The organism is Wolbachia endosymbiont of Onchocerca volvulus str. Cameroon (assembly GCF_000530755.1).
GTDB lineage: Bacteria > Pseudomonadota > Alphaproteobacteria > Rickettsiales > Anaplasmataceae > Wolbachia.
On record NZ_HG810405.1, the window covers coordinates 39241 to 51665 of the forward strand.

6 protein-coding genes are annotated in these 12425 nt (G+C 31.2%); 1 reads left to right on the forward strand and 5 read right to left on the reverse strand.

Annotation, left to right across the window (positions count from 1 at the left end; translation table 11 throughout):
• Positions 1 to 85: 85 nt before the first annotated feature.
• Positions 86 to 2911: an excinuclease ABC subunit UvrA gene (gene uvrA / locus WOVOC_RS00205; protein ID WP_025263940.1), complete on the forward strand. Its 2826-nt coding sequence runs from the start codon at positions 86 to 88 to the stop codon at positions 2909 to 2911.
• A 1720-nt stretch (positions 2912 to 4631) separates the two neighbouring features.
• On the opposite strand, the gene WOVOC_RS04615 is transcribed toward uvrA, so the two are convergent.
• The 5 genes from WOVOC_RS04615 to WOVOC_RS00235 all read right to left on the reverse strand — a co-directional run bounded on the left by WOVOC_RS04615 (position 4632) and on the right by WOVOC_RS00235 (position 10042).
• Positions 4632 to 4799, reverse strand: coding sequence for a hypothetical protein (locus tag WOVOC_RS04615; protein WP_155981141.1), 168 nt, complete (start codon positions 4797 to 4799; stop codon positions 4632 to 4634).
• Between the two features lie 242 nt (positions 4800 to 5041).
• Positions 5042 to 5620: a glycerol-3-phosphate 1-O-acyltransferase PlsY gene (plsY, locus tag WOVOC_RS00215; RefSeq protein ID WP_014868937.1), complete on the reverse strand. Its 579-nt coding sequence runs from the start codon at positions 5618 to 5620 to the stop codon at positions 5042 to 5044.
• A gap of 138 nt (positions 5621 to 5758) precedes the next feature.
• On the reverse strand, positions 5759 to 7225 hold the full coding sequence (locus WOVOC_RS00220) for an alanine/glycine:cation symporter family protein (RefSeq protein ID WP_025263941.1): 1467 nt from the start codon (positions 7223 to 7225) through the stop codon (positions 5759 to 5761).
• Positions 7226 to 8582: 1357 nt separating this feature from the next.
• Positions 8583 to 9353 carry a CDP-alcohol phosphatidyltransferase family protein gene (locus tag WOVOC_RS00230; protein WP_014868939.1) on the reverse strand — a complete coding sequence of 257 codons (771 nt, stop codon included), beginning with the start codon at positions 9351 to 9353 and terminating at the stop codon, positions 8583 to 8585.
• Positions 9350 to 10042, reverse strand: a complete 693-nt coding sequence (locus tag WOVOC_RS00235) for a phosphatidylserine decarboxylase (RefSeq protein ID WP_025263942.1) — start codon at positions 10040 to 10042, stop codon at positions 9350 to 9352. Before WOVOC_RS00235 ends, WOVOC_RS00230 begins: the two co-directional genes overlap by 4 nt.
• Positions 10043 to 12425: the final 2383 nt, after the last annotated feature.

Below are 12425 nucleotides of genomic sequence, written 5' to 3' on the forward strand. Positions count from 1 at the left end.
ATTTTCCATAATAATTAAAAATTTGTAGAAAGTTAGTATAAATTCATGTATTTATAAGACTATAATACTCAAAGATGCTTGGTTTATGGAAAGTTTCATCAGAGTTAAGGGTGCGAGAGAACATAATCTACAAAGTATAGATGTTGATATACCAAAAAATAATCTAGTTGTTATAACTGGGCTAAGTGGTTCTGGTAAATCCAGCCTTGCATTTGACACAATTTATGCAGAGGGTCAACGTCGCTACATTGAAAGCCTATCAACCTACGCACGTCAATTTCTTAACGTAAAAGATAAACCAGATGTTGAGTCGATTACAGGCCTCTCTCCAACAATATCCATTGATCAGAAATCGATCTCAAAGAATCCAAGATCGACAGTTGGGACCGTTACTGAAATTTATGACTATCTGCGCTTAATATATTCCAGAATAGGAGTTCCTTACTCACCTGTAACTGGATTACCGATAAGAAAACAGACTATGTCTCAAATTGTAGATACTATAGTGGCGCTACCTTTGGAAACTGAAGTATATATACTTGCTCCCATTGTACGTGGTAGAAAGGGGGAACATCTTAAAGAGATATTGGAAATTAAAAGGCAAGGTTATGTAAGACTAAAAATAGATGGCAAAATATATGATATAAATAACTTACCAAAGCTTGACAAGGGCAGAAGACATGATATCTTTGTGGTTACAGATAAGATATTAATATCAGATGATATAGGAAATCGATTGCCAAGCAGTATAGAGTCAGCATTGAGGCTTGGTCACGGGTTAATGTATGCAGAGATAATAGGCTTGCCTAACAATCATAATTCCAATTATAAAAGTGGTCATATCCTAACCTTTTCTGAGAGTTTTGCATGTCCGGAATCCGGCTTTACTCTTGAAGAAATAGAACCAAGGTTCTTTTCTTTTAACAGTCCTTATGGTGCATGTGGATCATGTAATGGGCTTGGTAAAAAACTAAGTATTGATGTAAAGCTAATAGTGCCGGATGAAACACTTTCAATATCTGAAGGCGCTTTAAAACCAGTAGGGTCAGTATTCCATCAAATGCACATAAATTATGGGTTTATAAAAAATGCAATACTATCATTGGCTGAAAATTTTAAATTTAGTCTTGATCTTCCATGGAAGGATATAGATCAAAAAGTAAAAGATATGGTACTTTTTGGTTCTAGAGAAATGAAATTTCAAGGTTTGGTCAATATCTTGGAAAATCAAATAGATTATGATAAAACACTTATTGAGCGATATTGTTCTGTTACTTACTGTAAAGAATGTAATGGCTACAGATTAAGAGAAGAAGCACTTACAGTAAAAATTGATGAAAAACACATAGGTGAAATATCTAAACTTGATATTGATGAATCTCTTAAATGGTTTGGAGATTTGCCAAATAAACTTACGGAACAACAGAAGCAAATCTCAATTAGAATACTAAATGAAATAGTTAAGAGATTGACATTTTTAAAGAATGTAGGATTGAGTTATCTTACACTTGATCGTGAGTCCAGCACTCTCTCTGGTGGTGAGAGCCAAAGAATTAGGCTTGCTTCACAAATAGGTTCTGGTTTAACAGGTGTGCTGTATGTGCTTGATGAACCTTCGATAGGTCTTCATCAGTGTGATAATTATCGATTAATTGCCACACTCAAAAACTTGAGAGATATAGGCAATACTGTGATTGTTGTTGAGCATGATGAAGATACAATAATGGCTGCTGATTATGTAATCGATCTTGGTTCTGGAGCTGGTGTAAATGGAGGAAGAATTGTTGCAGAGGGAACACCAGGTCAGGTGCGAAAAAGCTTAGAAAGCGTAACAGGACAATATTTAAGCAGAAAGAAACGGATTTTGATTCCGAAGAAGAGGAGAAAACAAACAACTCAGTTCATAAAGGTAATTAATGCGTGTGAGAATAATTTAAAGAATGTAAGCGTTAAGTTTCCTATAGGGAATTTTATTTGTGTTACTGGGATATCAGGGGGAGGAAAATCAAGTTTAGTTGTAGAAATACTATATAAATACTCAGCATATAAAATATATCGTTCATCTGTAAAGTATGGTAAGTGTGATAAAATAGAAGGCCTTGAGTATATAGATAAAGTTATAGAAGTCGATCAATCGCCAATCGGTAAGATTCCTGCATCAAATCCAGCAACATATGTAGGTATTTTTACTCATATAAGGAATTGGTTTGCAGGTCTTCCAGAATCAAAAGCACGAGGTTACAGTATAGGCCGATTTTCATTTAATATTAAGGGAGGAAGGTGCGAAGCGTGTAAAGGTGATGGATATTTAAAGATAGAAATGCATTTTCTACCGGATGTTTATGTAAAGTGTGAGCAATGTAAAGGTCAACGGTATAACCGGGAAACATTAGAGATTACCTATAAAGGTAAATCAATTTCTGATGTGCTTGATATGACGATAGATCAAGCTTGTGATTTTTTTGGAAATCTTCCAATGATAAAAGAAAAGTTAGTTTCTTTGCAAGAAATAGGGCTTGGCTATGTAAAACTCGGGCAACCATCAACAACGTTGTCTGGGGGAGAAGCACAGCGAATAAAACTATCTAAAGAGCTCTCAAAACGATTTACTGGTAAGACATTATATATTCTCGATGAGCCAACAACTGGATTGCACTTTGAAGATGTAAATAACTTATTAAAAGTGCTTCATAAATTAGTCGATTTAGAAAACACTGTTATAGTTATAGAGCATAATTTGCACGTTATAAAAACTGCAGATTATATAGTAGATATCGGACCAGAAGGCGGAATAAAAGGTGGAAAAGTGGTTGCTACAGGCACTCCGGAAAGTATAATAGATATACCAGAGAGTATTACAGGTAGATATCTTAAGCCATACTTACTCAACGGTATAAAATCATCACAATAACTGCAGTATGTGAGACGGTGAGGTAGATGTTCATGATAAAGAAATATGAAAATTTTTTTTGTCGACTTACCTGCTATTTATGGTGAAGTACTAACGAAAAGTTAGGTGAAAGTGATAATCAATACAGTTTAGATAAAAAATTGCTTGATGTTTTAAATGAGTTAGTGACCGATATGCATCATTAGGTAATTTCAATTATGTTAAATATATAATTCCTTTTCTAAAGACAGGATCTGATTCAAATGTGCAAGATCGGAGTGAAGGTTTCAGTTGAAATATATTACTAAAAATAAGTGCTTCTGGTCTATTCGGCACGCTTTTTTCACTAATCTAAAGTCAGAAAAGGGTTACATTACCTGTAGCAATTAGGCACTTTATGATGATCTAATGTATGGCTCTGATGGTAATGCAAGGTGGTTTTTGATAGATTAAGTAATTTTAGCTTAGAAGATGAGGATTTAAACTGTAGTTCAAGTGGATTACCTTTTTCTAAAAAACTTATTTTCGGTGAAGCTAAAAATAGCATTAATTGCGATAGATAAGAAGTCTGAAAAAAGTGTTTTAGGAAACATTGAGAAAAGGGTAAAGAGTTTCTTAAAGAAAAGAACAAGACTGAGTTTATGTTGTAGTTATTGTGGAAAAACTTTAATTAATTGATATTAAAAGAAATGGAAAAAGCTATTGTTCAGCTTTATGTAAATTTATTTTCTTCAAACCGTAATACTTAATGTGTTCTATTATGTTGATAAAAGTGGTGGCGACGAATGTAAAGCTTTAGGCTAGATTATAAAGGGAGCATAAGTAATCTGTTGTTAAAAGTGGAATATGATAAGGATTTTTCTTCAGTGATATCAAGCTTACAAAACGAGTATTATAACTTTGATTGTTTAAATAACCTTAGTAAACAATGTTAGAGTAGAGAAGAAGAACTAAAATATAGTATATAAAGGTTATTGTAAATAGAGAATAAACCCAAGAAGGGAGCTAAAAAAAGTAGAAATAGATAATGGGTATTTTTATGTAAAATAACTATAAGATAGTACTATTAAACCTGTGAAAATTTTGAACAATAAAGAAGCTTAAGATTTAAATATAAGAATTAGCCTACTTTAAATAGAGAAAAGTGTAGTAAAAATTGAAAATGAGAAAGGGAAAAAGAAATTATATAGATGTCTTGCATAAGTTGGTATTGAGATGTCTTTTATTAAATTAGGAAAGATAATAAAAATATAAAAGCAGAAGTTAGTGATGAAAACAAAGCAAAGTTTAGTAAGTTAAGAAATAGATTAAGTTTAAGTAAAAGATGTTTCTTAGAAGAAGAAGGTGTTTTAGAGGTGCCTGTAGTTAAGAGTGTTAAGAAAAGTGGTTATATATTTATCTATAAAGTTTGCAAAAGTATAGGTAATTCTATTACTTCTATAAGTAAAGTTTTCTTAAGGTTATTCCAAGAGACAAGTGGAATGTTATCAAGGATATAAAATTACATCTATGGCTAAACTAGTAATAAGAATTCACTTAAATTTACTTTTACTCCTGATTAAGGAAATGCAGTTACCTGATTAACTGAGGTATTTGTAATTCTAGTATCTAGCAGCTGACAAGAACTACGGTATAATGTTTTTATTACAAGTATTAAAAGGTAAGGGATATACAGTAGTTATTCTATTAAAATTTATCAGAAAAGGGTAGAGGTATATAGTGAGCATATCTGTAAAAAGAGTCATTTAGTTAAGTGTTTTTTCGGTAAAATCGAATATATTTTTTCCAGGTTTAATAAAACTGTTGAGGTTTTTATGGATTTTCTTGTTGTTATGCTTTTGTTTGGCTTCTCTAAAATTTTGTCCATATGTCCTATAGGCTTTCTACCATTTGATAGATAGTAGTTCATTTACAAATTTTTCTTCTATAAATTTATAGAAATCATCAACTAAGCAAAAGTAGCTTCATTGTATCTTTAATTTATGGATAACTTATTTAAATTTGGTTTCTCAATATTAACTAGGTTTATCTTGTTTTCTATCTTTTCTATTCTTTTTTAATCTAGGGTTTAGGTCTCTAATACTTATTATGTCATTTTAACCTATTTTGCACCACATAAGCCTTTCTGCATTAGCTATAGAATATAGATGTTTACTGTTTAAAAAACTTGTATTCCTTGCTTTGTAGAAGATTTACAATGTTTTTGTGGTGCTTTAAGAAAATTAGTATTGCTACAATTAGTAGTACAAAAAATAACTCTCTTTGAAAAAAGAAAGTTGCTATAACAACTACTGTAATAGAAGTTAAAGAAGCAAGGGAAGAATATCGAAGAGTAGAAAATGCTACTAGCCAAATAAGTACGAACAGCAGTGCCACACGGGTATTAAGTGCTATTAAAATTCCTAAAGTTGTTGCAACTCCCTTTCCTCCATTGAACTTTAGCCAGATAGGGAACATATGTCCTAGAACTGCTAAGATTGCAGATGTATATGTAATAATACCATTATTGAAAAATTGTTGCGCTGCGTAAACTGCAATAAACCCTTTCAAAGAGTCTAGAAACAATGCCAGAGCAGCAAGTTCTTTATTTCCTGTTCTTGCAATGTTTGTAGCACCAATATTTCCAGAACCTATTTCTCTTAAATTTATTCCTTTTATCTTTGTAATAATTGAACTAAATGGTATTGAACCCAATACATATGATGATATAAGGACTATATATTTCTCCATTACACTTACATCTTTGGTACTATCCCTAATACGTAGTAAGTACTAAACTTCAGAAAAAATGAGTATAGATTCGAGCACCAAGTACTGAAGTGATAGCGGCTTGTGTTTATCTGATATGGTTGCATACTAAAGAGGAACCTAATTAATTTTATTATCCTTTAATCTTTTTAGGTAATATTGAGCTTCATTGTTAATCTGATTGCTGAATAGTATAAGTGCTGTCATATTAATAAGAGCTAAACAAGAGAATAAAGTCCCACCAATATTGGCAATAGTCATTATATCTTTAGAAAGACCAGAGAAAAACGCCACAATTATTACCGCTATGCGGTATATTACTATACTTTTTGTACCAAACAAATATAGCCATCCCATTTCACAGCAATACACAAAAGAAATTATTGAAGAGAATGCAAATAAAGGTGCAGCTATAGTTAAGAGTATAGGAAACCAAAAAGAAACTGTTTCAAATGCTTTTTGAGTAATTAGTATTCCCTCACCAACGCCGGTTTGGTATGCACCTGTTATTACTATTGTTATTCCTGTTAAACAACAAATTAACATTGTATCAAAACATGGTTCTATCATTGCAACTAATCCAGTTCTAACTGGTTCCTCATCTTTAGCCGCTGCATGCGTAATTGAGGCAGAGCCAATACCTGCTTCACTAGCAAAAATTGCTCTTTGAATTCCGGTAACAAATGCTCCTACTACTCCTCCACCAGCGGCATTGAAGTCTATCATATTAGAAAATAATATTTTAAGTGTATTACCAAGATTGTTAATATTAAATGCAATAATTGTGATACAACTGAAAATATATATAAGCGACATGACGGGCACTAATGCAGAGGATACTATAGCTATCCTTTTAATTCCACCGATAATTACCAAAGCAAGCAACACAGAAATTATGGAAGAGATCAACCAGGGGTGACTATCTACCCAATTTGAATGGCCAGACAATATTGAAACCATCTGGTTAGTTTGAAATGCTACACTTCCACCAAGACCAGATAATACGAAAAATACCGCGTATACTGCAGCTAAGATAATACCAAGTTTCTTAAATCCAAATTCCTCCAGTCCGTTTCTGATATATTGAAATGGACCACTAAATAACTGTTTCTGACCTTCTGTTCTGTGTCTGAACGCTAAAGTTACTTCAGCAAACTTTGCTGACATGGCGAAAAGACCTGTAATCATCATCCAAGGTACTGCTCCTGGTCCTCCAGTTGAAATTGCAATTGCAACACCAGCAACAGTTCCAAGACCTACCGTACTTGAGAGTGCAGTTATAAATGCCTGAAAATGCGTAATGTGACCATCGTGGTAATCTGTGTCATACTTCCCACATAGGATAGCGAATGCATGCTTAAACATTTTTATATTGAGAAATTTAAAACGTAATGTTAAAAACACATAACTGAAGGCCACTAGGAAAATTGTGAATGGTATGTAGAAAACTTTAAAAAACAATACTTTACTTATGAAGTTATTTACTCCATCTAATACAGCATCATAGCTTTTGTAAAGACCCGAAGTAGCATATGCGTCATTAAGTAATAGGCAAAATAGTACTACATACAGTAACCTATAAGTCATGTTTAATACCTCTTAGAATTATAATAAGAATCTATTATTGTATTTATGGCTTTCCTTCTTAGGAGATATATTGTAATAGCATTTGGAACCATAAAGCACATAAACAAATCATTGCCTAGATAAGATATAAGTTTTGTACCTTTTGATATACATTGAAACTACTGCAAAAATTTGAAGTAACACTAGTACTTTTTATTACCAAACAAGTGCTATTTTATAGTAGCAATAATAAGCTATTGTTGTGGGGAATGCAAAAGAAAACATTATTAGCGAAGGAACTGGCTTGTTAAATAAAGGTAAGGCTGTTGAAAACGCTGAGTTAACCACAGGATATTACCCCTCGTCATGGTGCTATTGAATACCAGTGATATTATCATAATGCTCTAATTAAAGATGAAACTAGTATTATGTCTACAAATAATGCAGTTGGTGTAAAGCTTTCAGCTTTAATTGGATTTTTCTCTTTTACAACTGAATGTGTTATACTGTTGTTCCGGTGCCTGCTTTATTAGTAAATAATAACTTCTCACGCTACTATTAATCCATTTAATACTTTGCCTTTATAGCTGATTTGTTAGAGATATTTTGGAATATTGTAGGGTAAAATATTCAATGAATTATCTCCGTCTACATAGGTTAAAACGCAGGCATACCTGTATACAGAATTATCAATAGTGGGTAGTAAACCTATTGAACTAAAGGTAATTTGTTCTGCTTTCCTCAGTATTACAATTAGAACAAGCGTCAAATATGATAAAAGACATGTTGTGTTCGAAGAGGGCATTTTACAATACTACAATTTAATTTGTTTGAAGTAGTGTATCATATGAAATCATTGCAATAAGTAGCTTAATTGAATAGGTAAATGCAGGTAATTTACCAGTTTTTATAAATCTAATTTTTGCAAGTTTATATTTTATGTTACAAAGAGATTTGCCAGTTTTAAATTTTCAGAACGATAAGTAAATACAAACACTACTTTGGCGAACCTTGTGGCATACTAAGCATTACGATGACTATTATCTAAAAATTGCACGTGAGTTTATTGTACAATAATTGCAACTTCTTGATATTATTTTAAGCCCTAAGACCAATTGTTTCCGAAATTGCTGCTATAAATACCTATGAATGATTATATGTTGTTATAATTATACATTTTAGGTGGTTAGATAGCGTCTATATTCTATGCTTAACTGAGCTAAAGTTAGTAAAATTAAATTAGATATAAAAGAATCCAGTTGCAATTACTTAAATAAGTAAAACGGAACTAAGATATCTTTGTATACAGAAATGAACTAAATAGTTCACTTATTTTTCAATTATGCTACCACTTACTGCTTTTTATTGCAATTTGCAGCTAGCGAGTTTTATAGGTATAATATATATAAAATCCAGTACTTATTGGAATAGTAAGTGCGTACACCATGCCTAAAATTGGTAAAGTAACCCAAGGCTTGCTGACAAAAAATACGATAAACACTCCAAAAAGCGATACAAATATATAAGATAAGTTTCTGGGAATATAAATATATTTTGCGGAAAAAGTTGGAATATGACTGACTGAGAAAAATGAGATAGCAAAAAAGTAACAAGCAGTGTTCTTTATGTTGAAAAATTGCTCTATAAGAAGTAAATGTTCACTTTCTTGAGAGTGAAAGGTACCAATTATTGGTAACAAGGAAAGTAAAGCACATATTGGTGCTGGTACTCCAGAAAAGAAAAACTTTTCCCAGTCAAATTGCTCTACATTTAATGATATATTAAACCTTGCAAGTCTGATCGAGATGCAGATTACATATATCATTACCAGTATCCATCCTATAACTTTGATTTCTTTTAATTTCCAAAAGTATAAGAGAAATGCAGGTGCTGCACCGAAGTTCAGAAAATCCGCAAAAGAATCAAGTTGTGCTCCGAAATTGCTAGTTAATTTTAAGATTCTGGCTATTTTGCCATCCATTCCATCTATAATTGCTGCAATGATGATAAAAATTACTGCAAACTCCCACTGTTCATTAAATGTGAATTTAAGTGAAGTAAGACCAGAACATAGACCTAATAAAGTTATAAAATTTGGAAATAATTTAGCAACAGGCAGAAAACTATTGTTATTACCATTATTGTTCATATAATATCAAAAGTAAGCTTTTCTTGAGTATTTTTCTTATTTAAACTTGCTATAATTGTTTCACCACCGATAACGGTTTGTCCTTTTGAGACTCTTATTTCTGTATCAACAGGTACATAGATATTTACTCTACTTCCAAACTTTATAATTCCAAACCTTTCACCTGCTTTTACAGCCTGGAAAACTTTTAGGTTACAAACGATACGGCGTGCAACTAGTCCAGCTATTTGTTCTACAATAATTTCTTTTTCCTTTTCGTATTCGATTACAATAACTTGTTTTTCATTTTCATTGCTAGATCTATTACTTGTTGCAAACATAAATTTGCCTTTTTTGTAGTGTACTTCTTTTACTGTACCAGATATTGGTATGCGATTCACATGTACATCCAAAATACTCAAGAATATACTAATAAGTATGAATTTTTTCTCCTCTTCATTTTCCGTTGGTAAAGGATAACTCGCTTCTTCAATTTTTGAAATTATACCATCGGCAGGACTTAGTATAAGATCTCTATTGCTTGGCACGACCCTTGTTGGATCACGAAAGAAGTAGATGCATAGTAATGTTGGAAATAAGCATGTAATACCAAACCCCCAAGATAAAGAGAATGCTATACATGTCACTGTAAAAGAAATTGCTATAAATAAGTAACCTTCCCTGTTTATATTAGGTAACCAAAAGCACATAACCTTATTAGCAATAATCTGTTATTAACAATTTATCACTTATCGCTTCTAATGGAAAGTCTTTTTTAACCGCTTCAAGAAAAAAACTCTTAATCGATGTAGAGGTTAAGTAGTTTTTTGACAAAGGTTTTACTCTAAGTTAGGTTTCTTTTGGACGCAAGAAGTAAGGAGAAGTATAGAGGATAAAACTTTAGAAAGGGATTGTCAGAATAAATGGACTTTTGTTTAGAGGATGTGGGCAAACAAGAGTAAAAAGGCATGTGTTGTATGAATTTGTCAGTGATTTTACTATACAAAAATAGTATAAGTAAACAAACATTCTATGAGTAGCATAATAAATATAAAACAGTGGAATGAAAAAGAGCTTCTTGCTAAAAAAAAGAAAGCTAAGGTAACAGAGTAGGAAAGCAGAAATTGGAATAGGAAATTCAGTTATAAGGACGAAAGAAGGGTATAAATAGATAACAAAATTTGTACTAAAAAAGTGGTATAATGGAACACATGTGAGTGTAGTATATATAATTTTTTTAAAGCTCTAATATAGAGCATAAGGGAAGGTAAAAAAGAAAAATAATTAGAGAAATAGCCTTTAGTAAAAAAAGTGAAGGTTAGCATTATATTATTATTTGAGTAAAAATATGATGGTAAATAGAGACAAAATTGAGCATTTATAAATAGACAATATAAGCTGCATAGTGTAGAGGAAGTTGTAAAAGTAATACTTATAGTGTTGAGGTATTTTAATTACATAAAGCAAAATTACAGCATATGCTTGAGGAAGTAATGACGAGTAGTGGTTCAAAACTTGTATCAGAAGTAATATGAATGAGCATCCTTTTGAAAGAGTGTTAACTTAAATAAAGATAAAGTATTGATATGCAAAGTCATATAGGTTGCAAGGAAATAATAAGATAGGAGCTCTTTTGAAGAACATTAAACAATGATTTGACTGAGGGTATGTCATTTAAGACTTTTAAAGAATTTAAGAATAAGCTACTTAATTTATTATAATAAATACATTAAGATCTTAATAATCTTGTGATTGAATTTTTTTGTAAAACTTTTGTCAATGGATTAATTTTTCTTTATAAGACGGTTTATCAAAACTGAAAAAAGGTAAAAAACCATATTTGTTTACTGAGTATGGCTAAAAACATGTTATAGTTTCAGAAGTCTATTTTTCTTATTGGATTTTATAAAATATTAAGAAGTGATTACATTTTTTCTAAGTTTAGCCTACCTTATTTTAACAATTGTGCTTGTTTAGTTTTTTTCTATTATATCTCTGAATAGAGATGTTTTTTTAAAAAAAGTAATGTACTTAGTATCTAGAAAAGTCTGCATGGATATTCTTCATAACAATATTTTTTCTTAAGGAAAGCCGTTGTTTCATTATAAGAATATAGCACCTGATCAACATTTACTTATAAATTTTCTAAAGAATTGTGAATTAGTTTTCTCTGAAAAGAATGTAGTAACACTTATCTTACATAGTTTCACGGAATCTTATACACATACCATTTATTTATGGGGAATTGGCTTTGTACTAAAATGGTTAATGTTTCTAATTCCAAATATAGCTGATAAAATATGGTTTTTAGGCTTGCTACAATATTTTATACTTCTAATCAGTTAGAGTTTATAATAATGAAATTTTATGCTCATTAAAAAGTGAAATGACTCTGTCATCGAGAAAATCTATAGCCATATAATAGCTATTTTGTTTATATACAATTTGGTAAGTTTAAGTTATGAATAAGTATCAATAAATGTCTGCTGATAAATTGGCCGAGTGGACTTGACTATTACCTGCATATAATTAAGTATCTTGATTGCTAAATATTTTGAATATTGTATCTCAATTTTACCTTATGCTTCTTTTTGTACTTTAGTCATTTCTAGAATAGCAAATTGTCTTCTGTTAAGTATTTAAAAAGCTCACCTTGAACTGTTTTTGCTTTAAGTGCTTTTTGATTTCTTTTTAAAAGTTTCAAGATTATACTTATTTTTCATATTAACCTTATCTCATCAGGAGATATTAAAATACCTCTTTTTTAGTTTCTTATCTGTACTTAGCTTATCCATACACCAAAAAACTCTCTAATGCTATATTGTCCTTTCTATATCTTTCAGTACCCTATTTGCAAGCGTAGTGACTTTCTTTTTTTTCATATAGTGCTTCTTTTCCTTTTTTGTATAGCTCATTATGCTAATGAAATGTCTTCTTATGAGAATCCATAAAAGAGCTCTATAAATCCATACTCTTTTCTAATTGTTTACTCTGTGATGTTGGTACTTATTTCTCTTGCAATCACCGGTAGTTTTGGCTAATGGGAAGCTCTGTTAAAATAACTGTTTAAAGAGTGGAAACAGAGACTGAATG

Excerpts from the sequence above, each read along its gene's own strand:
- uvrA (WP_025263940.1), top strand. The coding sequence starts at position 86 with ATGGAAAGTTTCATCAGAGTTAAGGGTGCGAGAGAACATAATCTACAA.
- WOVOC_RS04615 (WP_155981141.1), bottom strand. The coding sequence starts at position 4,799 with ATGAACTACTATCTATCAAATGGTAGAAAGCCTATAGGACATATGGAC.
- plsY (WP_014868937.1), bottom strand. The coding sequence starts at position 5,620 with ATGGAGAAATATATAGTCCTTATATCATCATATGTATTGGGTTCAATA.
- WOVOC_RS00220 (WP_025263941.1), bottom strand. The coding sequence starts at position 7,225 with ATGACTTATAGGTTACTGTATGTAGTACTATTTTGCCTATTACTTAAT.
- WOVOC_RS00230 (WP_014868939.1), bottom strand. The coding sequence starts at position 9,353 with ATGAACAATAATGGTAATAACAATAGTTTTCTGCCTGTTGCTAAATTA.
- WOVOC_RS00235 (WP_025263942.1), bottom strand. The coding sequence starts at position 10,042 with ATGTGCTTTTGGTTACCTAATATAAACAGGGAAGGTTACTTATTTATA.